The following is a 25,534-nucleotide window of genomic DNA, read 5'->3' as shown; positions in this document are numbered from 1 at the left end:
GGACACGGAAATGACCGTAATAGCAGGGCGGGTCCGGTCAGCCGGGCCCGTCCTTCACCCCCGGATCTGCGCCGCCCTCACGGCTGTGTCGTGCCTGGTGCACCTGTGGCTTGCGGCCTCGGGCCACCACGACGCCTGGTTGGGTATCCTCATGATTGCCCTCGCTGCCGTCTGCATTCCCTGCACCGTCCACATCTGGCGGTACAGCAGGGTGGGCGCCCTCCATCAAGTGACCATTTCCGCCCTTGCCATGGTGGGACTCCATGCTGTCCTGCTGCTGGGAGCGGGCGGTGCCGGGCACGCGCATGGCGGCAGGACGGCGTCGAACGCTGTTGATATGTCCGGAGCCGCCGGACTGTTGCTGGTGATCGGACTGGAAATCACGACGGCGTTGCTCGCCGCAACGCTGGTGGCGCGCCTTCGGCGTCGGGCCGCCGTGCCGTCCTGACCCTCTTTGCCGCCCGGATGGCCAAAGCTCAACCCAAACAGGTTGAATTTCGGCCGCCCAATGACTAAAGAAGGTCGGGACGGAACAGGCTCACGGAAATTCGGCAGTATATTGCCTTCGACAGGCAGTTTCCCTGCTTGCCGCACCCACCTCGAACACTGTTCAGTGGATAGGTGAGTAGAGCTGTCAGTAATTCGGGCCTTGGGCTATTCAGGGCGACGGGGATTTACGTAGGTGCCATTCTGGGCTCGGGTGTGCTGGTGCTGCCCGCCATCGCCGCCCAAGTTGCGGGTCCGGCGTCGTTGTTGGCATGGGCGCTGCTGCTGGTGTTTTGCACGCCGGTGGCCTTCAGTTTCGCGGAAATGTCCAGGCAGCAGCCCGACGCCGGCGGAATCGCTACGTTCGTAACCCGCGCTTTCGGGCGACGCGCCTCAGTGGTGGCCGGCTACCTTTTCTACTTCGCCATTCCGTTCGGGGCACCCGCCACCGCTGTGATCGGCGGGGAGTACATCGCCCATGCCATGGGCGGCGGCCGGGAGACGGCCCTGATCGCGGCCGGGGTGATCCTCGCGGCAGGGTTCGTGAGCAACGCGGTGGGAATCCGCGTCTCCAGCAAACTGCAACTGCTGCTGATGGCGTTGCTCGTGGCCCTGCTTGCACTGGCCGTCGCGGTGGCGGCGCCGTACGCCAAAGCGGAAAACTTTGTGCCCTTCGCGCCGCATGGGTATTGGGCCGTGGGAGGGGCTGCGAGCCTGCTGTTCTTCTGCTTCGCCGGGTGGGAGGCCGTGACGCACCTGGCCGCCGAATTCCGCAACCCCGAGCGCGACCTCAAACGCGCAACGTGGCTGACCCTGGTGGTTGTGGGCATTGTTTACATCGGCTTGGTGGCGGCGTGCGTTGCCGTCCTTGGCCCCGGGCTCGCGGGAAGCAGCGTGCCTGTGGCGGAGTTGCTGGCCAAGGGACTGGGACCGGCCGCGGCTCCCGTGACAGCGGTCGCGGCGGCCGTACTGACGTTCGGGCCGCTCAACACTTTCGTGGCCGGCGCCAGTAAGTTGGGTGCACGCTTAGCGTCCGACGGCGTGCTGCCGCGGCTCCTCGCGCGCGGCGTCGGCCCGGGGGAAGTGCCGTCCGTAAGCCTTGCCTCCCTCGCCGTGATGACCTCGGTGTCCTTTGCGCTTGCTGCCGCCGGCCTGCTCAGCATGGAATTCCAGATTGGTGCCGCGTCTGCGTGCTTCACGGCCGTGACCGCTTTCGGGCTGGCCGCCGGGATGCTCCTGTTGCCCCGCGGAACCGCAGCCTGGTACGGGGTGATGGTGGCCGCCGTCGTGATGCTGGTGGTCTTGCTGTTCAGCGGCTGGGCGCTGCTGGTTCCTGCTGTCCTGGGTGTCGCGGCTTTGTGGGTGGGGCGCTTGTATTTGAAACCCCCGGTGCCACAATTGACCCATGGCCGCAGCGTGGTCAATTCGTGAGGGGTTCCGCAGCGGGCCCGACCCGGGTGCCCTGCGCCGCCCGTTCTTCTACGCGGCCCTGGTGGTCTTCGCCGTAGTAGTCCTTGCCGAGATTGGCATGTCATTGCTGCTGGGCCAGACCGCCGTCGACCCCATCTCCGCAACCGACGCCAACAGGCTGGGGGTTCCCCTTGATGTGTTCCTCAAGACGCAGCGGGCAGACGCCGATCCGCCGGGCGCCGGCATCGGCTTCCTGGCATTTCTGGACGGCCTGCTGCTGTTCACCGTGGTGATGCTGGGGCTCAGCCTGATCATGGACCTGAGAACCTACGGCCGGGTCCAAGGGCTTGCGACGCTGATCGTCACGCTGCTCTGGGTCATCGCAGCCTTCCTCACTGCCATGCTGGCGCTGGCGAAGCTCTTCCTGATGATCGGGTTGTTCGTATCGGCCCCGTTCGGGACCATCGCGTATCTGGCCCTGTGGGGGAGCTTTCCCAAGGGGCAGGCCGCCGCGATCCTCGGCCTGTTGCTGGTGCTCAAGGCCGTGTTCGCCGTGCTGCTTATCTTGAGTCAGCCGAAGTTCTTGAAGGTCACCGGGCTGGTGGTGCTGTTAGTGGTCTCCGTGCTGCTGCAGGTGGTGTTGGGGCTGATCCATGGATTCCTGCCCGGGCCGCTGGTATCCATCGGGGATCAGTTTTGGGCGCTGATCACTGTGGTTGTTGCGTTAGTGTGGGCGTTGATCATGCTAATCGCGTCCATCCCGGCGATCATCAATGCCCTGCGCGTGAGTGGGTCGGCGGGGGACTAGGTCACCCACCAGCGCCGCGGGTTCGCGGGAAGCCTGCCGGTTCGTAGGGAAGTTTCCGGCGAGTGGGCAGCTTTCCCGCTACTTCGTGGTGGCCCACAGCGAAACCCGCGTCAGCTTGTCCGGATTGGAGATCTGCCGCAATTCGCGGATGGTGCCGTCAGGGCCGCCGTCGAAAATCAAGACGTCGGCGCGGCCGTGGTGCCTCAGCACCATCGCGAATTCGCCATTGACCTCGATGACGTCGGCAGTGACCGGCTGGGCGGGATCGAAAACCACCGCCTTACCGAGAATGCCCGCGAAGAAACGCGCGATCCTCGCTGCCCCGAACAATGGGTTCCTGGCGCTCTTGACCACGCCTCCGCCGTCGGCCCACAGCACCGCATCCCGGTCCAGCATGGCTACAACTGTGTCGATGTCTCCCTGCTCGATGGCGAGCACCAGCTTCTCCAAGGCCGCACGGTCCTTTGCCCGGGGCGCCGGAGCGTCCGGATCAATATCCAGGCGACGCTCGGAGCGTGAAATCATCTGGCGCACCGCCGCGGGGGTCTTTTCCAGGATCTCCGCGATTTCCGGGGCGGACATCCCGAAAGCGCGGTGCAGCACCAGGGCTGCCCGCGCCTCGGGAGCCAATTGCTCGGCGAGGTGCAGCAAAGTCAATGACAGGAGCTCGCGGTTGGCCACTGTCTCCTCCGGGAGCCGTGACGTGTCCACCGGTTCGGGAAGCCATGGTCCGGTGTACTCCTCGCGGACCGCGGCGAGCTGCCGCACCCGGTCGATGGAGCGCCGCACGCAGACGGTGGTCAGCCACGCGGGCCAGGAGTCCACGCTCTCGGCGCTGGTTTTCCGTTCCTGTCGGACAGCATCGATCGCCACCTCGGAGACGACGTCCTCGGCATGGCCGAAGTCTCCCAACATCCGGTACGCGATCCCCAGCAGCCTGTTCCGTTCGCCCTGCCACGCCGCTGCGGCCGACACCCCAAGAGTCATGCCGTCCACGCTACCGCTCAGACCAGCGGGTTCTTCTCATCCAAGGGCGGCTCCATCTGAGTACTGATGGCAATCCGGTTCCAGACGTTGATGGTGGAGATTGCCAGGATCAGGCCACCCAGCTGGCTCTCGTCGAAATGCGTTGCGGCTGCGTTCCAGATTTCGTCGGTGACCGTGTCCGGGCCCAGCTGTGTCACTGCGTCCGTTAGGGCCAACACGGCCTGTTCGCGTGCATCGAAGAACACTTTGGAATGCTGCCAGGCTGCCACGGCATGCAGCTTGCGGGCCGGAATCCCACGTTTCCGGCCGTCCGTTGCATGCATGTCAACGCAGAAGCCGCACCCGTTGAGGATTGAGGCGCGAAGCTTGATGAGCTCATACAAATCCGGATCCACGGACTTGCGGGCGTAGCCTTCCAGTCCGATGACGGCGGCGTAGCCCAGCTTGTTGGTGCGGCCGATGTTGATGCGGGTCATGGTGTTTCCCTTCAGTGATGGAGCCTTACATCAGGGATGTCGGAAGGGACGCCGGAAGTGTGACAGGTGCGTCCAGCGGGCGGTTCCGGTACGCAGCAAGGAAATGGCCGATGCGGCGCACTGCCTCTTCGATGTCGCCCACGGCGGGCAGGATCACGAAGCGGAAGTGGTCAGGCGTGGGCCAGTTGAAGGCTGTTCCGTGGGAGACCAGGATTTTCTGTTCCTGCAGGAGTTGGAGCACGAACTTCTCATCCGAGGCAATCGGGTAGATCTCCGGATCCAGCCGAGGAAACAGGTACATGGCGCCCGCTGCGGGGACACACGACACACCCGGAATGGCCGTGAGGAGCTTCCAAGCCAAATCGCGCTGCTCGCGGAGCCGGCCACCGGGACGGATGAGGGCCTCGATGCTCTGGTACCCGCCAAGGCAGGTTTGGATGGCGTGCTGGGCTGGAACATTGGCGCAGAGCCGCAGGGAAGCGAGCAGTTCCAAGGACTCCCGGTAGGCAGCAGTTGCCGTCAAAGGACCGGTCACCGCAACCCAACCCGCCCGGTAGCCGGGCATCCGGTACGCCTTGGAAAGCCCGCTGAACGTCAGTACGCAGACATCCTCCGCCACGGCTGCGGTATGGATGTGCGGGGCGTCGACATAGCGGATCTTCTCGTAAATCTCATCGGAAAACAGGACAAGATCATGCTTCCGGGCCAACGCGGCGAACTGCTCCAGGATGTGCCGCGGATACACGGCGCCCGTGGGGTTGTTCGGGTTGATGATCACAATGCCGCGGGTGCGGGGCGTGATCTTGGCTTCGACATCGGCCATGTCCGGCCACCAATTCTCGTCCTCATCGCAGAGGTAGTGCACGGCCTGGCCGCCGGTGAGCGTGACGGCAGCAGTCCAGAGCGGGTAGTCCGGAGCGGGGATAAGGATCTCGTCGCCGTTCTCCATGAAAGCCTGCAGGGTCATGGAAATGAGTTCGCTGACGCCGTTGCCGATGAAGACATCCTCGACGCCGATGCTCATCAGTCCGCGCGTTTGGTAGTACTGCGAGATGGCGGTGCGGGCGGAGAAGATGCCCTTGGAATCGCTGTAGCCCTGAGCTCCACGGAGGTGGTGGATCATGTCCACCACCACGGACTCAGGCGCCTCCAGCCCGAACGGCGCTGTATCCCCAAGGTTCATCTTGAGGATGCGGTGCCCCTCGGCCTCCATGGCCTTGGCCGCTTGGAGGATGGGACCGCGGAGTTCGTAGCGGACGTTCTGGAGTTTGCTGGAGTGCTGCATCGGACGCATGGTTGATCTTTTCATGGCGCGGGCCCGGGCACGTAAAACCGTCTCAAGGTTGCAGCCTCTGGACACAGAACTGTGGATTGGTCATGCAAATGTTGGGCAGGGGATCGACGATGATGATGGACCTTGGCTCGGTCCGCACCAGCACCAGGGCGTTGACGTTGACCTTGGTGCCGACGTCGGGGTTCACACCCACCACGATGCACGGCCGGAACAGCGGTTCGAAAGCGGAGCCAAAGCACTGCGATCCTTGGGTGAAGTCCAATTGGATCTTCGCGGCTTGGAACGCCGCCTTGGCATCCTCGATCCGTTTGCCCAGCACGTCCGGGACGGTGGGCCTTGCGGGTTCGGCGATCTGCAGGTTGACCGTGCTGCCACGGCCGGCCTTCTCACCACCGGCAGGGGTTTGGCTCACCACGGTGCCCTCTGTTTCCCCGCTCTCCGTCGGGTTGGTGGAGACTTTGAAGCCGGCGTCGGTGATGATCTTGACCGCTTCGGCTTCCGGCCTGGTCTTCACATCGGGCACGTTGGCGTCCTTGAAAATGAAGAACAGGATCACACCGACCACGGCCAGCAGCACCACGCCGCCGATGATCACCCACAGCCAAGGAAAAGGCGCCGGGGGTTTGGGTGCTTCCGTGGCGGGCACGGCCAGAGTGACCACGTGGGCCTGGTCCGCGTAGTCCTCGGGTGCGTCGTCGGCGGAGTAGGCGATCAGCTTTACCTGGTAGCTGCCCGCGGACGCGCCCGCGGTATCGAAGTTGACCACGTACTGTTCAGTGGCCCCGGCGGCGATGGTCCGCAGCGGGTTGGGGATGGTGGTGTACGTTTTCGACGGCGGATTGGTCACCTGCCCTGGAAACGCACCGAGCACCACGCGTTCAGGATCCGTGGAGCCATTGGTGACGGACGCCGTGAGCGATCCTTTGCCGTCCTTGAGGACGACATCCGGGGAGCTCAAGGTCATGGTGATGGTGGTCATGGCGCAACAACTCCTGGGATGGCGGTGGGTGGTTTCGGCGTTGGGCGGGTCATCTCAGCCTCCGGCTTCCTGGAGCTGCAGGACGCAAGGGCCAATCACCCTGCATGCGATGCCCATCTGGCCGCCCGACGTCCCGAAGGTAACGTCCACGGTCTTTCCCGGGCCGGAGTCCTGTTCCGCCCGCGTGCCCTGGATGAACAGGGAAACCGTCACGGGCTGCTGGGGCACGAGCCTGGCCCGCTTGGTGGGTGGGCCGAAGGAGAACAGGCCCCCACCGAATTCCTTGACCTCCACGACGCACGCGCCGGTCACCACCAACTGGGTATCCGAGGCCGAACAGGAACCGTCCGTTACCGTGAGGTCGGCCGCAGTGAGCGTGGCCCCTTTGCCGGCGTCGGTGAATCCGCCCTGCCAGTCCGCCGCGGCGTCGTTGTTGCCGCCGCCGCAACTGACCCCGAACACGAGCACCAGCAGTGCGATGACCCCGCAGGCGATCACGACCAGGATGGGTGTCCGGTTCTCCTTATTCATCTGCCCGCACCTCCACCTGATCGGTGACGTGCGCCGGCTTGACGCCTTTGACGATCCGCCGGACCAACTCCAACTGCCCGGCCGCTTCCGCCGGGACCAGTACTTTGATGTGGAAAGCGCCCGGGACGGATTCGACGTCGAACCCCGGGACTCCCGTGGCCAGGTGCAGGAAGCGGGTGAGCCCGTCCACGGTCCCTCTTCGGGCCGAAAGCTGCGCCGCGGCGGCAATCAGGTCACGCTGCCGGGCGATGGGCAGCACCCCGGAACCTCCGGCAGCCCCCTCCGCCCCGGGGAGCGTCAGCCAATCCAAATCAACCCAGCGGGTCAGGAAGGGAACCAACGACGACGGCGCGCGCCCCGGATCGGGAACGGTATGGAGGCGGTCCAAGACCCGCCGGACGGGCTGGTGCATGTCCTCGGCCACGGCGAGCAGGGCTTGCATCGGGGCGCTGGTATCGGCGGCCACCTGGAACACCTCTGGCAGCACTTTAAGGAGCTTGGACTCCAGCGAAGGTGACGGCTCAGCCATTGCCGTGGACCACCTCGATCCTGTGGTCGCCGGAGCAGAAAAGCCAGGTATCAGGCAGGGTCACAACATCGTCAACTACCCGACGCGTGCAGCTTTCCCACTTCACGGCGTTGTCCCTGCTGCGGTAGATCCCCTTGGGGCCCGCAGCCAGGACCAAAGCCTTCCCATCGGGCAGGATGGCCCCGGATACCGCACGGACGGGCTCGAACCTGGTCCGGTCCCGCAAAGGAAGGTTGCAGTTCACGTCCGGCACGCTCCATTGCGCCGACGCCTGGCCAAGCTGCAAGCGCAGCACACCGCCGCTTTGTGTTGCCGCATAGGCGGCGTTGCCCATCACGTGGACGCCCCAGCAACTGCCACCGGTCCAGCCCGCACTGAACTGTTCCCACGAATTCATGACGGACTCGTCAAGTTCCGCGCGGCCCAGTTCGTCGATCTTCAGCCGCAGGCATCCCGTCCCGGTACCCTCCGGAACGGCACGGCCCAACCACACGTAGCTCGCGCCGCCGTCGTACTGGACCGTCAGGCAACGGATGTCCTCCCCGGCCGCCTTCACCTGCGTGAAGCTGCCGGCGGTCCCGGCATCGGGGGAGAGCCAAACGCCGGCAGACGCCTCGGCCGCCACCACCACGCCTGTCCTCCCGCGGATGTCCACCAAGGCGTCGACGGCATAGAAGCCACGGTCGGGCTGCGAGGTGTCCACCACGTTTTGGACCGGGATTGCCCCAGGGCTCACGGGGAGTTCGTAGAGCCCGCGCTCGCCGGCAAGCAGCAACAACGGCTCGCCTTGCCGGTCCACCCAGCACAAATCGGCGACGACGAAACCCAGCTCGGCTGCCTTGCGCCAGGATTCTCCGAGGTCCTCGCTGATGTAAATGCGCGAGCCGGTGCCCATGACGGTGCTGACGGCCACCATGCCGGGGTGCCTCTCGGGACCGGCGCGGCCAGGTGCAGGCGAGCGGAACGGTGCAATGGCACGGACAGTTTCTTCGGCGTCGGTATCGCTGGAAGAATCCCCGAACTCGGCGCAGGCTTCCCAGCCATCGGCGGCGTTGGTGGTGCGGAACAGCGTGCCGTCCTGCGCCACGAACCACGTGTTGTCCTGGCCTTCGGCCTGCACCAGGGCCATGGCGTCCGTGTCCGGGACCTTGTCCACTTCCAGCCGGACGCGGTCCACGTACTGCACTCCAGGCTCGGCTTCCTCCATGGCCCGGTAGAGGTTGGAGACCCGGAGCGGCTTGCCGAAACCCGAGCCGTAGCTCGAAGAATCCGGACTCAGCGGACTGATCCCTTCAGACAGGCGGCCCACGATCCGGGACTTCACGGCCTCGGCATCCTCATCGGGACGGACAACGATCCGCGCATCCACCAGCACCTGCTTGTAGAGGCCCCAGCGCACTACAGGCTCGGCGCCAACCGTGGACCGCCTGCGTAGATACTCTTCCACCTCACGCCGCACGTCGTCGCGTGCGTGGGCGGCGAGTTCCGCGGCCCTCAACGGTTCTTGTGCCGCTGCTCGGGTGCCGGGGACGAAAGGCACCAGCACAACCTCCACTTCGCCCGGCTTGGCGAACGCCCAGAGGTCCTTGCGGGTGAAGGCCCGCGCGCGGCCAACACCGCCGTGGCGCCGGGCCAGGACCTCGTAGTCGCGGACAGTCACGGCGCGGTCGCGGGCCTGGAAATCCTGTGGGGCGCGTCTAAGGGCGTTATCCAGCGATTCGCCGTCCCGACCCCCTGTGGCGGGCTCCGGATTGGTGACTTTGGCGCCCGGGACCGGCGACCGCAGGACAGTGAGCTGGCCTGCTCCCACGTTGCCGCCGGCGCCTCCGCCGCTCCGGTACCAGGCACGGACCTCCGCTCCCGGGGCAGGGACCTGCGTTTCGTCTGTCCGACCCGTGGACTCCTCGTCCCACCAGGCGAACATTGCGACGCCGGCACTCCGGTCGATCCGCACCGGCACTTCTCCGGGCCTCGCGTCGGCGAACGCCTCAACTTCCTGGCAGTACCGGAACGGCTTCCCGTCCACCAGCACCGCTTCGCCGCTGTTCAGCCGTGTCCCTGCCGGAACCTCGACGGCGATCGCCAAGCCGGCGCCGGAAACAATGGGCGCGTTGGGGATCACCAGGCTCTGGCCGGGTCGTCCGGTCCCCGTACCAATCAGGACGGCGTCGTACAGGGTGACGTCGGCTGCGGGGACCAGGACGCTGGTCTTGCCGGACGCCAAAGTGGCTGCCGCCGTCGTCGTAAATACCGGCTGGGGCGCGCCTGGAACGCCGGGTGGGCAGCTGACCTGGGTGCCGCGGGGGATACGGATCTCCTGGTCGCTCGCGGACGCGCGGCTGAATTCCAGCATGGTCTCCGCCGTGCTGGGCGGGTAGAGCGAGGTGCCCAGAAGGTTCAAGTACACGGCGTAGAGCTTGTCAGGCACCCGGTTGAGCCGGTACATCAGGGTGTCAGTGAGGTACGCGAAGGCCTCGATGATGGTGATGCCGGGATCGTGGACAGAGAGGTCGGTCCACTCCGGGGCGAGCTGTTGGATGCGTTCGCGGGCACCGGCCACCAAGTCAGCGAAACTGCGATCGTCAAGGTTGGGCACAGGGATGCTCATGCCGTACCTCCGGATTCCACGGGCAACGCGATGGCGATCTGGTCCTCGAGTTGGGTGGTTCGGACCCGGTACTTCAGCCGAACTTCCAGGACTTCCGGGTCCTCGGGAGAGCGCGAGGCATCCAGGGAAAGGACCGTGATGCGGCGCTCCCACTGCTCCACGGCCCGCGCCACGTAGTGGATGGCGAGGCCAGCTGTGGTGTCGTCCGCCGGGGCGAACGCGAGGCGGAACAAATGGCAGCCATACGTCGGACGGTTGACGCGTTCGCCGGGCCGGGTGCTGAGCAGGAGGAGAAGGGCTTGGCGGACCGACGCCGCGTCCGTCACTGTGGCGAGCCTGCCGGCAGGAGTGATCCGCAGCCCGGGAACACCGGCGCTGGCGTCGAAGTCCGGGTGGATGAAGGCCACCGATTTGTAGCGCGGGGTGCTCATGATCCGGCTCCTACAAGGGTTTGTCCGGGCCGGCGGACGGTGTACTTGACCGCGCCGGGAGGGGTGCCGTCGGTGAATCCCTCCACGGTGTCAAGGCACATCGCCTTGCCGCCGATTCTGATGAACGTCGAGTAGCCCTTGGTGACAGGGAGGGTCTTGTTGCAGGGTTTGATGTTGATGCCGATGTGGGGACACATGCTGATGTCCCGACCTTGGGGGTCGGTGGCAACGAGGATGGGGGACTCCTTGATGCGGACCCATTCCTGCGACGGTACGTTCTCCACCTTGCCGTCGTGCCCGCACCGCAGGATAGCTTCCTTGACGAGGATCCTCATTCCTAAGCCTCCTCGAAGTCGACGGATTTCGCGCGGATTTTCATGGCCTTGCCGGGGGCCTCAATCACCAGGTCCGTGGCTGCGGTGATGCGGAGCTTGTTCGGCCCCAGCTCCACGGAAGAGCCGTGCCCGTCCGTGAAGCTGACGGTGCGGGCACCGCCGTCGAGCATGATCTGTTGACCGTCCGCGGTGCGGAAGGTGTAGCGGCTGTCCCGGGGCGTGCCCACTCCGTGGTCCGGTGGCTGTTCGCTGCCATACAGGCCACCCAGAATGATGGCCTGGGCAGGGTCCGAGGCCGGAAGGAGCACCAGCACGTGATCGCCCGGGGCCGGAGGAACCACGAGCCCTTTGCCCGGACCCGCAGCTGCCGTCAGGACGGGGGCCCAGTTGGTTGTGAGATCGGGGTAGGCCGGAAGCCTGACCCGGGCGCGGCCGCGGGCATCGGGATCGTCAACATCGGTGACTGTCCCGAGCGTAAACACGTCCGCCCTCCGCTCCGGGACCGGGCTCGGCGGGCGGGTGGTCAGGGTGGTTTCGTAGCCGGTCCCGTCCAATCGGTGCGCGGCGCTCGCGATCACGTAAGTTCCCTCGATGGACGGTGCGACGCCCTTGATCCGCACCCTGCCTCCGGCCCTGAGCCGGGGATTACCCTCCGCTACGAACACTGCCGTGACCTGTCCCGCGATCCTCGTATCCAGTTCCGCCTTGGCCAAGCCGTCGGCGAGCGCCGTGGAGTCAAGGACCTCGTTGTCCCGTCTGAGTTCACCTCCGGCGCCCACGCTTGCCAGGGTTGGATCTGCTGTGACCTGGGCTTTGGCATCGCTGCTCGATGTTCCGGCCTGGTGGGTGGAGGCGTCCTCGCTGCGCCAGCCGTTGGTCTTAGCGCTCGCATAGGCCGGTTCCTGGCTGAGTTCGATCTCTGCCGAATGAAGAGATGCCCCCAGCGTTAGCTCCAAAGGTTCGCCTTCGCCGTCGAGTCCGGTGAGCCGCAGGGCGCCATCGTGCACCACGGGGTAGGCCCCAACGCGCGCGCTTTGCTCCACCAACAGGCTGAGGTCCGTGCGCGCGCATTGGTAGACCTCGCCCAACCGGTCGCCGCCACCTACCACGTCCAGCCCGGTGCCTTCGCAGAGCGTCCGGGCGAGCCCGGCCAGGTCCACGTCCTGGTGGAGCCTGGTGAATTGGCGCTTCCGCAGGCGGTGCAGGGCATCGTAGGCGCGGACCCTGATTTCCTGGCCCAGGTCCGCCCCGTAGCTGTACTCCACCACGGTCACCTCGCCCACGAACAGTGGTGTCCGCTGGCCGCCGAGTTCCACCCTCAAGGCGTCGCCGGGGGCCGGATCCACACCGCCCCGGGCTGCTGCCGTCCTTCCGGGGCCAGGGCGCCAGTTGATCAGGCATTGGGCCGGGCGTGCGAGTGAGCCGAGCACGTTGACGGAGACGATCGCCGCGGTTTCCGCCGTGGTCAGCCTCCTCCTGCCGAGGGTGACGATGAGTTCGGGAAGGCCCTGGAGTTGCCTCATGGTGTGTCACCTACGGGCGGAACAGCGAGTGGTCCGTTGAAATGCGCGGGATCGTCGATGTTGTTGTACTCCAGGAGCAGCTTCCACAGCAGCGGGGTTCCGAAGGCTTCAACGGACAGTCGCCCCAGCTCAGCCGGCGGGACCTCGGGAAGGAACTCGCCGTCGTCGTACATGGGCGCGTCCCTGTCCGTACTGCCGTCGCCGGTCACCGGCAACGTGTCCACGGGCGGTGCGGTGAGGTCCACTGAGGGAAGGCGCTGGGCGAGTTCGTAGTTCTCGCCGCCTTCCTCGTCGGCGGCCTGGCCCACGCGCACGAACACCATGCGCATCCACGAGCGCAGCGGTGAGCCGTCGGGTGAGAAACGGTCGAAGCGCTCGGCCACTTCCGTCACGATCCCCGGCACGTTCCACGCCCGGCCCCACACAAACCTGACCGACGGCGGCCGGCGCTGCCGCTCCACCTCGGCACTGTTTTCAGCCAAGGCCCAGATGGGCCGGGTCATTTGACGAACGTCCTGCACATGGAGCGACGCCGGCGCGAGGTCGACGTCGAACAACAGATCCAGCCGTAACTCCGTGTGGCCGCCGCCCGTGAAGAGCAGGGGATCGTCAGCCAATCCGCTGCCGCTGAGTTTGCCGCCCGCCGATCTCCGTGGCTCGACACCCGCCGAGCGCTGCATCACCACGGTTTCCGGGTTGAGGAGGCAGCCGAGGTGTTCCCCGGTGTCCTCGATCAGGAAGGCGACGCGTTCCATGTCAGACCGCCAACTGTTCGTTGTGGAGGCGGGTTTGGCGGTCTACGGCGTGGGCGAGCGCCGTGGCCGTGGCTGGCTGGATCACGGGCGCGGGCCGGGGCGTGAGTTCGGGCCAGGTCCCGGTGAGCGAGGGGGCGGGTTCATGCGGCGCGGGGGTGCCCGGGTGCGCTTGGGGTTGGGGTTGGGGTTGGGGCTGGGGTTGGTGCTGGGTGCGTTGCGGGGCCTGCTTTGCGTCCCCTGTGGGCCCCGAAGCGCGCAGAGTGGGCCTGGCAACCGGGGGTGTGCGTTGTGAGGCCTGCTTTGCGTCCTCTGTGGGCCCCGAAGCGCGCAGAGTGGGCCTGGCAAGTTGTGGGGGTGTGCGTTGTGGGGCCTGCTTTGCGTCCTCTGTGGGCCCCGAAGCGCGCAGAGTGGGCCCCACAACCGGAGTGTTCGGGGGCTTCCCTGACTGGACCGGGCGGATCCACAGCACCGGAACACGATGTGGGGCCTGGTCTGCGCCCCAAGGACGGTCCGGAACACGCAGATCGGGCCCCGCAACGGGTTGTTCCCCCGGCAAGGCAGGCCCTACCGGCAAAGCGGGCCCTCCAGATGCTCCCGGCCCTACCCGGCGCGTCGGGGGCGTCGGCAGGGCCGGGCGGAGCTTCAATCTGGGCGTCGCTTGTGGGGCCTGGTTTGCGCGCCAAGGATGTGTGAGAGCACGCAGAGTGGGCCTCACAGCGGGCGCGGGAAGGGGAGCGGGGGCGGATAGGCGGAGGTTGAGCCTGGGCGTCGGTTGCGGGGCCTGGTTTGCGCGCCAAGGACGAGCGAGAACACGCAGAGCGGGCCTCACAACGCGGGGGAAACGAGCACGCATGCGCCCACCGGGAACCGCATCAGGCGGGGCCAACCTGGCGTCGCGCAGCAACTGGACCCAGTGCTCGGGTGCGCCGTCGAGATCAAAGCCGCGCACCGCCGTCGTGCGTTCAGGTGAACCCGGCATCGCGTCGGGGACCGGGCCAGGCGCACGTGCGGCCGACGGCCCAGCTTCAAGCCACCGGGCCACATCCCGCAACCGCCGCGCGGCGGCCCGCCTCCATGAAAACTCAGGCGACGGGAGCGCGGGCATCGTCGAGCTCCAGGCGGTCGTAGGCGATGCTCAGGGATTCGATGGCGAGGTCCTTGCCCAGGGCGTCCAGCGGTGCCCCGAACCAGTCGCAGGGCCAGGCTCCCAGCAGGTTCCAGCGCCGGACTTCCACTGACCCGGCATCGTTGAGCATCGCGATGGACACGTTGCGCCGCTCCACCTTGCCGTCCACGGCCTTGAAGAGCCATTGGAGCATTTCGGTGGAATCGGTGAGCCCGTACTTCAGGGTCACGGGCGTGTATTCCACCTGCCCCGGGATGACGCGGACGGTACTGTTTTCGCCGCCGGAACGGTAGAGGATACGGTCGATCTTCAAGCCGAGGCCTTCCACCTTGGTGAAATGGCCTTGGACGACGCCTTGGATGACCAGTTTGAAGTTGTAGGCCCGGTACGGGTCCACCACATTGCCCGGCTGGGCGGCAGGCGTTGGGGTTGTCATGTCAGGCTCCTGCGCTCTCTGTCTCGCTGGTGTTGTCCGCCGACTGCATGAGCTTGAAGATCACGAACTCGGCCGGTTTCACAGGGGCGATGCCGATCAGCGTGACCACTTGCCCGGCGTCGCGGACCTCGGGAGGGTTGGTTTCCTCGTCGCACTTCACGAAGAACGCTTGTTGAGGAGTAGTCCCCAGCAGCGCGCCGTCCCGCCACACGTTGGTCAGGAACGCGCCGATGTCGCGGCGGATCGACTTCCACAGCGTGTGGTCGTTGGGCTCGAACACCACCCAGCGCGTCCCATCCGCCACCGATTCCTTAATCATGTTGGTCAGCCGCCGGACGTTCACATACCGGTACTCGCTGGCCTCGGGCGCCTTGGTCCGCGCGCCCCAAATCCGGATGCCCTCGCCCGGGAAGTAACGGATGCAGTTCACCCCGGCCGGGTTCAGGACCTCCTGCTCACCCCGGCTCACGCGCCGTACCAGGTCGATCGCGCCCTGGATGGGCTCGTTGGCGGGCGCCTTGTGGACGCCTCTGGTGGCATCGACACGCGCCCACACCCCGGCAATATGGCCCGACGGCGGTTGGGTCACCTTCTTGCCGGACACAGGATCGATCACCACGATCCACGGGTAGTACAGGGCCGTGTACCCGCCGGGTGATTGCGGGGCACCTAGATCCTGCTGTTCACCGGCTTCTGCGTCCGGAGTCCCGGGCGAGTCTCCGGTGTCTTCAGCGTCGTCCTCCGACTCGGCGTCCGGCGTCGTGCTGTCCTCTGGTTCTGGGGCGCGGGCGCCTTCCGGTACGCCCGACGTCGCCGCGCGGGTGAGTGCCCCGACGTCGTCCACCTTTTCCACGGTGTCCATGATGGCCATGCGGTCCTGGCGCAGCGGATGCTCCACGTGCGCCTGAAGGGCCGCATAGGCTTCGGCTGTGGCGAACCCGGGAGCGGCCACCATGGAGATGTCGTCCACGGCGTCGAAAAGCGTGAGTCCGGTGGGTTTGGCGGCGGTGCCCGTGAGGCTCCCGTCGGGGCCGATGTTCACCACATAGCAACGGCTTCCTCCGTTGGAGAAGAAGCCGTAAACAGCGTTCGAAAGCGGTGTGCCCGCTGTCGCGTTGCCGACGTATTGGTCCACGAACTGGGTCCAGTTGTCCAGTACCCGGAGTTCGTCCACCAGCGCATCCGGGTCCGGAGCTACGCCCACGAAGCCGGCAATGCTGGTGTTGACCTGCCCGATCGCACGTGCGCCGCTGGGCACTTCCTGTACATACACGCCTGGCGCCTGATAGTTCGCCATGATGCGCTCCCTTTTCTACCTGCGCGCTGTGCGCGGGCTGCTCAGGTCCACCGGATGATGACCGGCAGGCTGCTGGTGCTGGCCGAAACTTCCCGTTCGGTGCCGCGTACTGCTACGGCGAAATGCTGGAGTTCGTCCGCCGAGGCCAGGACCTCAAAATGACCGGTCGCATCACTGACAACGGCCGTGGCGGAGGAATGGGCGTGGATGTAGGCGTCGGGGATGCCTTTGTTGTGGATGTCCACCAGGCGTCCGTGGATATGGCGGGCAACGCCGGTCTTGGCGATGAGGGGCTCCAGGACGGGCGGACCCGAGGGTTCCTCAAAGCGCAGGGCCACGGGGATGCGGATCAGGAAACCCAGTCCTTGCCGGATAGCGCCGGAGTATTCTTCGGGTCGGAATTCGCCGCTGGAGACAATGGAGTATTGGCTGTGCCGCTCCACGGAGAGCAGCAACTGCTCCATAGTGTCCAGCTGCTGCGGGCCGTGACATTCCACGGCCACCCTCAGTTCAAGGTCCAGCACGGGGCCGTCGCGCCGGGACCGGCCCACGCGGTTCAGGGTCACGGCACGGACTATGACCGGGGCGTCTTGTGGTGCGTCGCCGTCGTCGGGGGAGTCGTCGTCGAACCGGACGCGTTGGGGAGCGACGGCGTCGGAAAGTACCCCAAGAAGGTCAGATAGCGACGAACGCACATAGCCCACGGCAGAACCCCAGCTGGACAGTGATCCATAAATGCAACTGGGACTAGGTTACTCCCGCTGTTGCCCGGAGTCACTGGGGAAACAGGGGTAACTCCATTCGATTGAGAGGCGGCCAAGCGGCTCAGACGGTGAGTATCCAAGTGGCTGGCAATAGTGGTTGTTCTGAGCCACCCATACAACCACTACTGCCAGCTAGTTAGGCCGATTAGGCCGTGAAGGCGAGGTCCGCGGCGTGGAGCCTGTGGAGGAGAGGTTCTCCCCGCGAAATCCGCACTGCTTCGTCAATGGTGCTGACGGCCATGCGTTCCAGCTCCATCCCGAGCGAACCAGCCAAATGCGGGGTCAGCAGCACGTTCGGATGGGTGTAGAACCCCGAGTCCGCCGGGAGGACCCAGGGGGTGGTGACGTCCAGGATCGCGTAAAGGTCACCCTGTTCGATCCGCCGAAGCAACGCGTCCTGGTCCACCAATTCACCACGCGCGGTGTTGATGAAGGTGGCGCCCGGCTTGAGGCTCGCCACCAGCCGTTCGTGGATCATGTTGTACGTGGACGGGAGCGACGGCGCGTGGAGGCTTACGACGTCGCAGCTCGCCACGAGCTCTTCCAGGCTGACGGGGTCGACGCCGAGCACGGCTGCCGCCGCATGGTCCAGGAAGGGATCAGAGACGACGATCTCGACGTCGTAGGCCTTCAAAAGGCGGATGACGTGCTTGCCGATCCTCGAGGCACCGATGATTCCCACGCGCTTGCCGAAGTTACCCATGTCCGGGAATACGTGGTCCGGCTCGATCTCGGTCTTTTCCGTGTGAAGTTGCCGGGCAAGCTGCAGGACCCGCTTGTTGGCCAGCAGGATCATGGCCACCGTGTACTCGGCAACGGGTATGGCGTTCGCGTCTGCCGCGGTGCTGATCTGGATCCCGCGTTCCCAGCAGGCCACCGTGACGTGGTGCTTCACTGTTCCTCCGGCGTGCAGGATGTGGCGCAGGTTCGGTGCTGCGTCGAGGACAGCGTCGTCGATGACCGGGCAGCCCCAGCCAGTGATGAGGATGTCCGCCTCCGAGAGCAGCGCCAGTGAGCGGGGCGAGGTGAAGTCCTCCATCGGATCCGGGCTCACCAGCCGTAGTTCAGGCGCCAGCGCCTCAAGCCGACGCGGCGGGAAGACCCGGGAGACGACGCCGGGACCCATGGCGAGTGCGACGTTTAGTTGGTGTGTGGTCACTTGACGCTCCCTGCTGTTAGTCCGGACTTCCAGAAGCGCTGGAGCATGATGAACGCCAGCAGCAGCGGAATGATTGAGAGCAGGGATCCTGTGATGACCATGGGTGTGAATTCGGGCTGGGGGATGGAGTAGCCCTGCCAGATGGAGATGCCGACGCTGACGGGCAGGAGTTGCTGGTCTTGGAGCATCACCAAGGGGAGCATGAAGTTGTTCCAGACGCCCACGAACTGGAACAGGGCGATGGTGACGTAGCCGGGCATCATCATGGGCAGGCCCAGGGAGAAGAAGGACCGGATGGGCCCTGCCCCGTCCATGCGGGCTGCCTCGAGGGTTTCCGCCGGGACGTACGACGAGGAGTAGACCCTGGCAAGGTACACGCCGAAGGGGTTGCAAAGTACCGGGATGAGGATGGCCCACATGGTGTTGGTGATGCCGAAGACGGAGGCCAGGAGGTACATCGGCAACACCGTGGCCGTGTTGGGAATCAGGACACCCACCAGCACGAAGCCGAAGAACGAGTCCTTGCCGCGGAACTGGAACTTGTCGAACGCGTATCCGGCCATGACGGAGATAAGCCCGCCGAAGACCGCACCGAAACCTGCGTACAGCACAGAGTTGCCCAGCCAACGGAAGAACAGGCCGCTGTCCTGGGTTGCCACTGCCGCGATGTTGTCGAACAGGGAGAAATCGCCAAAGGCGTAGGCGCTGGTGCCGTAGAGGTCGGCCGCGTTCTTGGTGGAGGCGAAGACCAACCACAAGACAGGCACCACCATGTAGGCGGATCCCAGGATCAGGAGTCCATTGACGGTGAGCTTGCTGGCGAAGCCACTGTTGCTGTTGCGGGCTGGGCGCGGGCGGCGGGGAGCCGTCTTGTCCGGGCTTGTGCGGGGGCGGGAAAGTGTTGAGGTGCTCATGATTTGTTCATCCTGGAGCTGAGGCGGGTGACGACCAGGGACAGGATGGCTGCCAGGCCGGCAATGATGATCGAGGCAGCGGCCGCCTGGTTAAGGTTGTGCCGGATGAAGGCGGCATCGTAGGCCCACAGGTTCGGAACCCAGGTGCTGGTCACGGAGGCCGTGGCCTTGGAAATGATGTTCGGTTCAGTGAAGAGCTGAAGCGTTCCGATAATGGTGAACAGCATGATCACGCTCAGCGCGGGCAGGATCAGTGGGAACTTGATACTGAGAGCTGCGCGGATTTCGCCGGCACCATCCACCCGGGCCGCTTCCAGGATCTCCCGCGGGACTGCCTGCAAGGCGGTGAACAGGATGATGACGTTGTAACCGGTCCACTCCCAGACGCCGATGTTCACAATGGACGGCAGCACCAGGTGTGCGTCCAGGAAATTGATCTGGATGCCACCGCCCTGGAGCGCCTGGACCAGGGGGCTGAGGCCGGGTGTGTAGAGGTAGGCCCAGATCAGTGCCGCAATGACGCCGGGCACCGCGTGCGGCAGGAAGACCAGCAGCTGGAACAACTTGCGGGCCTTCGCCACGGTGGCATCCAGCAGGAGGGCGAACACCACAGCGCCGCCCACCATGCAAGGGATGTAGATCAGGCAGTACAGGCCTAGCCTACCGATGCCTTCCATGAAGGTTTCTGATTGGAAGACCTGCACATAGTTTTCGATTCCCACGAACACGGTCTTGGCTTCGCCGAAGCCCAGGCCGGATTTTTGCTGCGAGTGGAAGCTGAGCACCAGCGAATACACCACCGGCGCGATCATCGCGAGCGCAAAGACGGAAAAGAAGGGGACCAGGAAGAGGGCGGCGGTCCGTCCGCCGGTTCCTGCCTTGGCGCGGCCTTCGCGGCGCACGGGGGTGAGGGCCTGGGTGGCCATGGGGTTCTCCTGACTGGCTGGGGGCCTGGTTTCCGGGGCCCCCGGCGGCTGGCTTATTCGGTAACGGAGCTACTCTTTGACGGACAGGCCGGCTTGCTTCAGGCTGGCCACGGTGGCTTCCTGGGCGGTGTCGATGGATTCGCTGATGGTGCCGCCGGTGGTCAATTTGCCGTAGGCGTCTTTGAGCGCCGTGTTGGTGGTGTCCCAGTTGGGTCCCCACTGCCAACCGGGGGTGATGGTGCCGTAGGCCTTGTTGAACACCTCGTAAATGTCGTTGCCGAAGTAGCTGGCGTCGTAGGCCTTCTGCGCCACAGGCGTCAGGCCCGGGAAGGCAAGGAAGGCGGAGCCAGTGTTGCCGCGCGCCTTGATGGCAGCTTCATTGGTGGTGAGGAATTCGACGAACTTTGCCGCTGCGGCCGGGTTTTTGCTGCTCTTGGTCACGTTGAAGCTGGATCCGCCGTAGAAGGCGCCCGCTTCAGAACCCCAGTTGGGAAGCTCTGCGGCGATCCACTGGCCCTTTTGTCCGCTGGCTTCGGTTCGCTTTTGGATTCCGGTGGCGCTCCAGTTCGCGCCGACAACGCCCGCTACCGTGCCGTTGGCCAAGTCCAGGCTCCATTCGTCGCTGTAGGCCTGGCTGACCTTGACGAGCTTCTGGTCGATCAGCTTCTGCCAGTAGTTGGCAACCTTCTGCGTGGCTTCATCGTTGACGCCCACTTTCCAGCTGTCGCCCTCGGTGCCGAACCACTTGGCCCCGGCCTGCCATGCCAGCCCGGCGCTTGCAGCCACTTCGTTCGGGTTGAAGCTGGCAAGGTAGGCCCCGGGTTCTACGGCCTTGAGTTTCTTACCGGCCTCTTCGAATTCGGCCCAGGTGGTGGGGACCTCGACGCCGGCCTTGGCCAGCTTGTCCTTGCGGTACCACATGATCATGGGGGCTGCGTCGTACGGCAGTCCGTAGGTCTTGTCACCGAACTGGACCAGGGCCTTGGTTTCGTCCTTGAGCTTGTCCACAGTGGAGGACTTGTCGATGAGTCCGTCGAGCGGCTGGACCTGTCCGTTGCTGACGAACTGGGGGAGCTGCGGGTATTCGATGGTGGACACGTCCGGGCCGTTGCCTGCGGTGATGGCAGTGGACAGCTTGGCGTAGCCGCCATTTGCCCCGTTGGGGATGGTCTCGAAGGTGACCTTGATCTTGTCCTGGCTGGCGTTGAACGCCTCGGCTACTTTGTCCATTCCAGCCAGCGAGGACCAGAACGTGATGGAACCGGAGGGGTCCTCGGTGGGGGTGGGAGCGGACGCTGGGTTGGGGCCGGTGCCGCAGGCGGCCAGCAGCAGCGTGCTGGCGGCCAGGCCGGCGACTCCTGCGAAGAGTTGACGACGCTTCATGGTGTTCTCCTTTGAAGACTTGCGATGCGATGCGAAGAGCGGAGATGTGGTTGGGGCCACATCGTTGTGAATCCATGTAATCCGTAACTTCGAACATCTTCAACATTTCAAACAAATTCAAACATCGGGGTGGAACCATCAAAGCCCGTAATTTCTGGGAAGTGCCGACTTTGGATCAGCCATTTCTGTTTGAACAAACATAAATGCTGGACGATGTTCGTTTCCGGCTGCTAGAACTTTCGAACACCCTCCACCACCCACTACCTAAGACAGGGACACCCATGGAGACATCGAACATCAGCAGGCGCGTCGTCCTGCAAGTCGGCGGAGCAGCGTCGCTCGCCGCAGCACTCGGCCTCGCAGCCGGCCAACCGGCGTCGGCCTATAACCCGCTGGCACCCAAGCCCAAGGGGACCGAAGTCCTGGACCTTGGCCCCGCCGTCGTACAGTTCTCCCTGATGAGCGGGCTGCTGGTAGGCGACACGCTCTACATCGGGTCGCGGAACCTGGACCCGGTGCGCGTGGTGGCGTTCCACGTCCCCACCGGCAAGGTCACCGGCCAGACCGAACTCAGCAACGGTCATTCCATCCAGACCCTGGCTGCAGACGCCTCGGGTCGGTACTTGTACGCAGGCGTGCTGCAAAAGGACGTCGGAACCAAGCCCAACCTGTTCCAGTGGGACTTGTCGACGCCCGGCACTGCGGCGAGGGCGCTGGGCTACATCGGAGACCGGGATGCCAGGGATATCAGCGTTGCCCCGAACGGCCGCGTCTACGTGGTGGGCGGCGGCAGCCCCACGGCGCCGGCGCTTTGGGAGTACGACCCCGCCACGGGCCAGATCGTCAGCCTGGGCATTCCGGACCCGGGCGCGACGCTCGCACGTGCGGTTGCGGCCACCGATTCCACGATCTTCTTCGGGGCGGGCAGCACGCTCAACGGGGGCAGTGGCGCCATCCGGGCCTGCCTGTTCGCCTATGACCGTGCCGCCAACACGTTCACAAACGTCACTCCCAAGGAAATGCTGGCGGACCCAAGCATCCGGGACCTCGGAATTGTTGGCGACAAGCTGCTGGTGAGCTCCGCGGGGTCCGTAGAGAACTCCAAAGTGGCGGCCGTCAGCGTCGCGAACCCGGCCTCTTACGTGGCGGCGACGTCCGAGGGGAAGACGGCCAAGAACTTCGCTGCCCTTGGTGACAAGGTCTATTTCGCGAACGAGTCGGGCTTGCTGGCCTACAGCGCGGCGTCGAATGCCATTTCCGCGGTGCCTTACCAAGGGCCCTCCCTGGGTGAGATCTGGGGCGTGGACGCCAGCGGTGGCAAGCTGCTGGTGACCTCGGGCTACGGCTTTGTGGCTGAGATCGACGCACTTAGCGGGGCCACCAAGACCACGGATCTGGGCGAGGCTGGGGCGCCGTCGGACCCTCAGACGGTCATGGGCATCGCTGCCGGTGCGGGTTATGTCTACGTGGGCGGCAACGGCGTCATTTCCCGGCGTTCACTCCGGACCAGCCAAGTGACCAACCTGACGGCTCCGGGCGAAGCGAAAGATGCCGTGGTGGTGAAAGGCGCCCTGTACACCGGGCAGTACAGCGGCCAAGGCATCTGGAGCTACGATCCCCGCAGCGGGAAGCCGATCGCACAGGTGGCCGAGTACCCCAAGGAGCAGAACCGTCCGCTGGATGTCTGCTGGGATGAGGACAACAAGCTGGTATTGGTGGCAGCCCAGGCGGACACCGAGGGCGGCGGGTCGCTGTGGACGTATGATCCCCGGACCCGCAAGAAAGGCTTCTTCGTCAACCCGATCGACAAGGTGCAGTTGCTGCGCGCCGTGGCTTCGCGCGACGGCGTGGCCTACTTGGGTGGCGGCAACCCCGGACTCGACGGCCTGGGGACGGTCGTGGCTTTCGACCCCGTGAAGGGCAAGGAATTGTGGCGCCTGGACGCCGGGGAAGGGGCAGGTATCGCTGCCCTGGCCGTGCAGGGCAAGTACTTGTACGGTGTGACCCGCAAGGGCGGGCTTTTCGTCCTGGACTTGCCCAAGCGCAAGGTAGTGCATCGCTCGGACATCAGCGCCGTCAGCTACGGCTTCGCCGCCCTGGTGACCAACCGGGGCTCGGTCTACGGCGTCTCCAGCACGCACGTCTTCCGCTTTGATCCCAAGACGTTCGCGGTGGCTACGGTCGTGGCGGATATCGACGGCGGCTGGTACAGCGGCTCGCACATCACCAACGACGAGGATGGTTACCTCTACACGATGCGTGGGCGGAATCTGGTGCGGATCGACGACCACCCGCGCCGGTAATGCGTTGTGGGGCCTGCTCTGCGCTCTCTGGCGAGCGTTTTTCGCGCAGAGCAGGCCCCACAACCCGGGTCATTCGATCACCTATGATTGTTTGAACACTTGGAATTCGGGAGGGCAGGCATGCTCAGCGGGGAACGCCACGAAAAGATCCTCCGCGAACTGGAGTTGCGGGGAACGCTGACCGTCAACGATTTCGCGGAGAAGACCGGCCTGTCCACCATGACCATCCGCCGGGACCTCACCCAGTTGGCTTCCCAAGGGCTTCTGCGGCGGGTCCATGGTGGCGCCGTCCGGAATGCGTCAGACCGAGCCGGGGAAACGGACTACCGGCGGTCCCGGCAGCCACTTGCCACCCTCGGCCTGATCGTCCCGACCACGGGCTACTACTTCCCTGAGATCATCCGCGGCGCCGAGGTCGCCGCGCGGGCACTGAACGCCCGGCTCATCCTCGGCGTCAGCAATTACTCCCAGGAGGACGAGTACCGGCAGCTCAAGCGCGTAGTGGCCAACTCCGTGGATGGCATTCTGCTGGCCACCGCGGGGCCGCTCGAACCGGGATCGCCTACATTCGAGCTTCTCTCCGGGTTGAAGATCCCGGTAGTGCTGGTTGAGCGTTCAAGCCGGGCCTTTGAATCCGTGATGTCGGACCACAGCTATGGCGCCGAACTCGCCGTCGAGCATTTGGCGTCCCTGGGGCACCGCCGGATCGGACTGGCCGTCGCCACCAGCCCCACCGCCCCTTGGCTCCGCGACAGCCACGCCAGGGTGATTGCCCAACTGGGGCTGGAAACGGACGCGCCCATCATGGAGTACGACCGGCCGGGGCCGGGTGTCAGCATCAACCAGGAGCACTTTGGGCGGTTCCTGGAGGAGTGCCGCCGCACCGGGACCACCGCCGCACTGGTGCTGCCGGATGAAGAAGCCATCACCCTGATCCACATCGCCGAAGAAGCCGGCATGGAGGTCCCCCACGATTTTGCGATCGTGGCCTACGACGACGAAGTGGCAGACCTCGCCCCCGTGCCGCTGACGTCCATCGCACCGCCCAAGCGCGACGTCGGCTACGCAGCCGTCACCATGTGCATGGAACGGCTGGCCGGCAAGACGGGTTCTGCGGTCTTGCCCGCGCTCCGCCGCGTGAGCCTGGCCCCGAAACTGATCATCCGTGAATCCACGGTCACTGGGGAAGGCGATGAGTAGGGGCTGAGGTGGCTCTGAGGCCGGTCTTGCCAGTGCCCCGAGCCGGCGCATGTGCTGACAGGAAGCGTGAAAACCCCTTGAATCTTGTATGTCAATGGTGGCCATCCGGGTTGCGTACATGACTTGCATGTACGGGCCGTTTCCGCCGCGCGGTCGGACCCAATTGTGAAACAAACTGTTGCGCAATTGCCGGGTGAGGGCACGTAACCGTTCTTCTGGCCAAAGCCCACACCGGGAAGCAGAGAGATTGGTACGCCGGTGCTTAACCTCTGCGAGGGGCGGAAGGGCAACCTTCGTGTCTGCTTACCTAGACGTGACTTCATTGGCGACATTCACTTCGCCGGGTGTCGAGATGATGTGGGTGCGCGGAGCGAGAGCGCAGAGAGTGGCACCGAACGTGGAAGCGCACCGTGTCGGCCGTGAGCGCCGGCGTGCCGCGGATCTCAACATCCAGCGTCACGGCCCGGAGCCCCTCGGCTGGCCACGGCGATTAAGCCCACACACAGGCCCGCGGGCCGGACATCGCGGCGCACTGCGACGAGGAGGACAAACCGCGACCTGGTGCCATTCGTCGCGACACGACCAACTCGTAAGTGTTCACGGCCGGTCACGGAAGGAGTCGTCGCACGATCGAGTTGTCCCCTTCATGCACCAAAATACGTCCGCGGCCATGGTGAAGGAGAACCCAAAAGACTCTGGCGTCCTCCGTAAGGGAGTCGATCTGGCCGGTATTCGGTAATTCTCCGGCTCGCTGGATTGCCACATAATCGCCTGCGTTGAGATAGACCCAGTCGTCAACACTCAGGGAGCCTGACCACGTGGTAGTTTCGGTCACTGTTCAGCCCTCAACACAGTACGCACACCGCAGACGCGC

General features: G+C 65.1%; 23 protein-coding genes. 5 read left to right on the top strand and 18 right to left on the bottom strand.

The window, feature by feature from the left end; genetic code table 11:
* The first annotated feature begins 10 nt into the window (after nucleotides 1-10).
* The 3 genes from ACFRJ9_RS03575 (at nucleotide 11) to ACFRJ9_RS03565 (ending at nucleotide 2,704) form a co-directional block, all read left to right on the top strand.
* A complete protein-coding gene (locus ACFRJ9_RS03575; RefSeq protein WP_377664501.1) occupies nucleotides 11-448 on the top strand; it encodes a hypothetical protein in 438 nt (145 codons plus the stop codon).
* 173 nt (nucleotides 449-621) lie between these two features.
* The gene (locus tag ACFRJ9_RS03570; RefSeq protein WP_377664499.1) at nucleotides 622-1,917 is read left to right on the top strand and encodes an APC family permease; all 1,296 of its coding nucleotides are present in this window, start codon (nucleotides 622-624) and stop codon (nucleotides 1,915-1,917) included.
* Nucleotides 1,892-2,704: a hypothetical protein gene (locus tag ACFRJ9_RS03565; RefSeq protein ID WP_377664497.1), complete on the top strand. Its 813-nt coding sequence runs from the start codon at nucleotides 1,892-1,894 to the stop codon at nucleotides 2,702-2,704. Before ACFRJ9_RS03570 ends, ACFRJ9_RS03565 begins: the two co-directional genes overlap by 26 nt.
* 78 nt (nucleotides 2,705-2,782) lie before the next feature.
* Here ACFRJ9_RS03565 and ACFRJ9_RS03560 read toward each other — a convergent pair whose 3' ends face one another.
* The 18 genes from ACFRJ9_RS03560 to ACFRJ9_RS03475 form a co-directional block, all read right to left on the bottom strand.
* Nucleotides 2,783-3,691, bottom strand: coding sequence for a sigma-70 family RNA polymerase sigma factor (locus ACFRJ9_RS03560; RefSeq protein ID WP_377664495.1), 909 nt, complete (start codon nucleotides 3,689-3,691; stop codon nucleotides 2,783-2,785).
* Between the two features lie 17 nt (nucleotides 3,692-3,708).
* Nucleotides 3,709-4,167, bottom strand: a complete 459-nt coding sequence (locus ACFRJ9_RS03555; protein ID WP_377664493.1) for a carboxymuconolactone decarboxylase family protein — start codon at nucleotides 4,165-4,167, stop codon at nucleotides 3,709-3,711.
* Between the two features lie 25 nt (nucleotides 4,168-4,192).
* Nucleotides 4,193-5,461 (bottom strand): pyridoxal phosphate-dependent aminotransferase, encoded by a 1,269-nt coding sequence (locus ACFRJ9_RS03550; protein ID WP_377664491.1) that lies wholly within the window; start codon nucleotides 5,459-5,461, stop codon nucleotides 4,193-4,195.
* 43 nt (nucleotides 5,462-5,504) lie between these two features.
* Nucleotides 5,505-6,440, bottom strand: coding sequence for a PASTA domain-containing protein (locus ACFRJ9_RS03545; RefSeq protein ID WP_377664489.1), 936 nt, complete (start codon nucleotides 6,438-6,440; stop codon nucleotides 5,505-5,507).
* Between the two features lie 54 nt (nucleotides 6,441-6,494).
* Nucleotides 6,495-6,971 carry a hypothetical protein gene (locus ACFRJ9_RS03540; RefSeq protein ID WP_377664487.1) on the bottom strand — a complete coding sequence of 159 codons (477 nt, stop codon included), beginning with the start codon at nucleotides 6,969-6,971 and terminating at the stop codon, nucleotides 6,495-6,497.
* Nucleotides 6,964-7,500, bottom strand: coding sequence for a phage tail protein (locus ACFRJ9_RS03535; RefSeq protein ID WP_377664485.1), 537 nt, complete (start codon nucleotides 7,498-7,500; stop codon nucleotides 6,964-6,966). The genes ACFRJ9_RS03540 and ACFRJ9_RS03535 overlap by 8 nt, the downstream gene beginning before the upstream one ends.
* On the bottom strand, nucleotides 7,493-10,108 hold the full coding sequence (locus ACFRJ9_RS03530; RefSeq protein WP_377664483.1) for a baseplate J/gp47 family protein: 2,616 nt from the start codon (nucleotides 10,106-10,108) through the stop codon (nucleotides 7,493-7,495). Before ACFRJ9_RS03530 ends, ACFRJ9_RS03535 begins: the two co-directional genes overlap by 8 nt.
* Entirely contained in the window at nucleotides 10,105-10,539 is a 435-nt protein-coding gene (locus tag ACFRJ9_RS03525) for a GPW/gp25 family protein (RefSeq protein ID WP_377664481.1), read from the bottom strand. The genes ACFRJ9_RS03530 and ACFRJ9_RS03525 overlap by 4 nt, the downstream gene beginning before the upstream one ends.
* Nucleotides 10,536-10,874: a hypothetical protein gene (locus ACFRJ9_RS03520; protein WP_377664479.1), complete on the bottom strand. Its 339-nt coding sequence runs from the start codon at nucleotides 10,872-10,874 to the stop codon at nucleotides 10,536-10,538. The genes ACFRJ9_RS03525 and ACFRJ9_RS03520 overlap by 4 nt, the downstream gene beginning before the upstream one ends.
* A 2-nt stretch (nucleotides 10,875-10,876) precedes the next feature.
* Complete coding sequence (locus tag ACFRJ9_RS03515) at nucleotides 10,877-12,397, bottom strand: phage baseplate assembly protein V (RefSeq protein WP_377664477.1); 1,521 nt, start codon at nucleotides 12,395-12,397, stop codon at nucleotides 10,877-10,879.
* Nucleotides 12,394-13,152: a hypothetical protein gene (locus ACFRJ9_RS03510; protein ID WP_377664475.1), complete on the bottom strand. Its 759-nt coding sequence runs from the start codon at nucleotides 13,150-13,152 to the stop codon at nucleotides 12,394-12,396. Before ACFRJ9_RS03510 ends, ACFRJ9_RS03515 begins: the two co-directional genes overlap by 4 nt.
* 1,082 nt (nucleotides 13,153-14,234) lie before the next feature.
* Entirely contained in the window at nucleotides 14,235-14,714 is a 480-nt protein-coding gene (locus tag ACFRJ9_RS03505; RefSeq protein ID WP_159708998.1) for a phage tail protein, read from the bottom strand.
* A gap of 1 nt (nucleotide 14,715) precedes the next feature.
* Complete coding sequence (locus ACFRJ9_RS03500; protein WP_377664473.1) at nucleotides 14,716-16,011, bottom strand: phage tail sheath family protein; 1,296 nt, start codon at nucleotides 16,009-16,011, stop codon at nucleotides 14,716-14,718.
* A gap of 41 nt (nucleotides 16,012-16,052) precedes the next feature.
* Complete coding sequence (locus tag ACFRJ9_RS03495) at nucleotides 16,053-16,706, bottom strand: hypothetical protein (RefSeq protein WP_377664471.1); 654 nt, start codon at nucleotides 16,704-16,706, stop codon at nucleotides 16,053-16,055.
* A gap of 214 nt (nucleotides 16,707-16,920) precedes the next feature.
* The gene (locus ACFRJ9_RS03490) at nucleotides 16,921-17,934 is read right to left on the bottom strand and encodes a hydroxyacid dehydrogenase (RefSeq protein WP_377664468.1); all 1,014 of its coding nucleotides are present in this window, start codon (nucleotides 17,932-17,934) and stop codon (nucleotides 16,921-16,923) included.
* Entirely contained in the window at nucleotides 17,931-18,848 is a 918-nt protein-coding gene (locus ACFRJ9_RS03485; protein WP_377664466.1) for a carbohydrate ABC transporter permease, read from the bottom strand. The genes ACFRJ9_RS03490 and ACFRJ9_RS03485 overlap by 4 nt, the downstream gene beginning before the upstream one ends.
* Nucleotides 18,845-19,774 (bottom strand): carbohydrate ABC transporter permease, encoded by a 930-nt coding sequence (locus tag ACFRJ9_RS03480; protein WP_377664464.1) that lies wholly within the window; start codon nucleotides 19,772-19,774, stop codon nucleotides 18,845-18,847. The genes ACFRJ9_RS03485 and ACFRJ9_RS03480 overlap by 4 nt, the downstream gene beginning before the upstream one ends.
* Before the next feature lie 69 nt (nucleotides 19,775-19,843).
* Nucleotides 19,844-21,157 (bottom strand): ABC transporter substrate-binding protein, encoded by a 1,314-nt coding sequence (locus ACFRJ9_RS03475; RefSeq protein WP_377664462.1) that lies wholly within the window; start codon nucleotides 21,155-21,157, stop codon nucleotides 19,844-19,846.
* A gap of 281 nt (nucleotides 21,158-21,438) precedes the next feature.
* Between ACFRJ9_RS03475 and ACFRJ9_RS03470 the strand changes: the two genes are divergently transcribed.
* Both ACFRJ9_RS03470 and ACFRJ9_RS03465 read left to right on the top strand, forming a co-directional pair.
* Entirely contained in the window at nucleotides 21,439-23,460 is a 2,022-nt protein-coding gene (locus ACFRJ9_RS03470; protein ID WP_377664460.1) for a PQQ-binding-like beta-propeller repeat protein, read from the top strand.
* Nucleotides 23,461-23,580: 120 nt separating this feature from the next.
* On the top strand, nucleotides 23,581-24,660 hold the full coding sequence (locus tag ACFRJ9_RS03465; RefSeq protein ID WP_377664458.1) for a LacI family DNA-binding transcriptional regulator: 1,080 nt from the start codon (nucleotides 23,581-23,583) through the stop codon (nucleotides 24,658-24,660).
* Nucleotides 24,661-25,534 lie beyond the last annotated feature (874 nt).

This window comes from Paenarthrobacter sp. NPDC056912 (assembly GCF_042786555.1).
In the GTDB taxonomy this organism is placed as follows: domain Bacteria; phylum Actinomycetota; class Actinomycetes; order Actinomycetales; family Micrococcaceae; genus Arthrobacter.
This window is presented reverse-complemented; position numbering and strand designations above follow the sequence as displayed.

Excerpts from the sequence above, each read along its gene's own strand:
- ACFRJ9_RS03575 (WP_377664501.1), top strand. The coding sequence starts at position 11 with ATGACCGTAATAGCAGGGCGGGTCCGGTCAGCCGGGCCCGTCCTTCAC.
- ACFRJ9_RS03525 (WP_377664481.1), bottom strand. The coding sequence starts at position 10,539 with ATGAGCACCCCGCGCTACAAATCGGTGGCCTTCATCCACCCGGACTTC.
- ACFRJ9_RS03520 (WP_377664479.1), bottom strand. The coding sequence starts at position 10,874 with ATGAGGATCCTCGTCAAGGAAGCTATCCTGCGGTGCGGGCACGACGGC.
- ACFRJ9_RS03465 (WP_377664458.1), top strand. The coding sequence starts at position 23,581 with ATGCTCAGCGGGGAACGCCACGAAAAGATCCTCCGCGAACTGGAGTTG.
- ACFRJ9_RS03485 (WP_377664466.1), bottom strand. The coding sequence starts at position 18,848 with ATGAGCACCTCAACACTTTCCCGCCCCCGCACAAGCCCGGACAAGACG.
- ACFRJ9_RS03535 (WP_377664485.1), bottom strand. The coding sequence starts at position 7,500 with ATGGCTGAGCCGTCACCTTCGCTGGAGTCCAAGCTCCTTAAAGTGCTG.
- ACFRJ9_RS03555 (WP_377664493.1), bottom strand. The coding sequence starts at position 4,167 with ATGACCCGCATCAACATCGGCCGCACCAACAAGCTGGGCTACGCCGCC.
- ACFRJ9_RS03565 (WP_377664497.1), top strand. The coding sequence starts at position 1,892 with ATGGCCGCAGCGTGGTCAATTCGTGAGGGGTTCCGCAGCGGGCCCGAC.
- ACFRJ9_RS03510 (WP_377664475.1), bottom strand. The coding sequence starts at position 13,152 with ATGGAACGCGTCGCCTTCCTGATCGAGGACACCGGGGAACACCTCGGC.
- ACFRJ9_RS03540 (WP_377664487.1), bottom strand. The coding sequence starts at position 6,971 with ATGAATAAGGAGAACCGGACACCCATCCTGGTCGTGATCGCCTGCGGG.
- ACFRJ9_RS03480 (WP_377664464.1), bottom strand. The coding sequence starts at position 19,774 with ATGGCCACCCAGGCCCTCACCCCCGTGCGCCGCGAAGGCCGCGCCAAG.
- ACFRJ9_RS03550 (WP_377664491.1), bottom strand. The coding sequence starts at position 5,461 with ATGCGTCCGATGCAGCACTCCAGCAAACTCCAGAACGTCCGCTACGAA.
- ACFRJ9_RS03545 (WP_377664489.1), bottom strand. The coding sequence starts at position 6,440 with ATGACCACCATCACCATGACCTTGAGCTCCCCGGATGTCGTCCTCAAG.
- ACFRJ9_RS03470 (WP_377664460.1), top strand. The coding sequence starts at position 21,439 with ATGGAGACATCGAACATCAGCAGGCGCGTCGTCCTGCAAGTCGGCGGA.
- ACFRJ9_RS03530 (WP_377664483.1), bottom strand. The coding sequence starts at position 10,108 with ATGAGCATCCCTGTGCCCAACCTTGACGATCGCAGTTTCGCTGACTTG.
- ACFRJ9_RS03500 (WP_377664473.1), bottom strand. The coding sequence starts at position 16,011 with ATGGCGAACTATCAGGCGCCAGGCGTGTATGTACAGGAAGTGCCCAGC.
- ACFRJ9_RS03515 (WP_377664477.1), bottom strand. The coding sequence starts at position 12,397 with ATGAGGCAACTCCAGGGCCTTCCCGAACTCATCGTCACCCTCGGCAGG.
- ACFRJ9_RS03475 (WP_377664462.1), bottom strand. The coding sequence starts at position 21,157 with ATGAAGCGTCGTCAACTCTTCGCAGGAGTCGCCGGCCTGGCCGCCAGC.
- ACFRJ9_RS03560 (WP_377664495.1), bottom strand. The coding sequence starts at position 3,691 with ATGACTCTTGGGGTGTCGGCCGCAGCGGCGTGGCAGGGCGAACGGAAC.
- ACFRJ9_RS03505 (WP_159708998.1), bottom strand. The coding sequence starts at position 14,714 with ATGACAACCCCAACGCCTGCCGCCCAGCCGGGCAATGTGGTGGACCCG.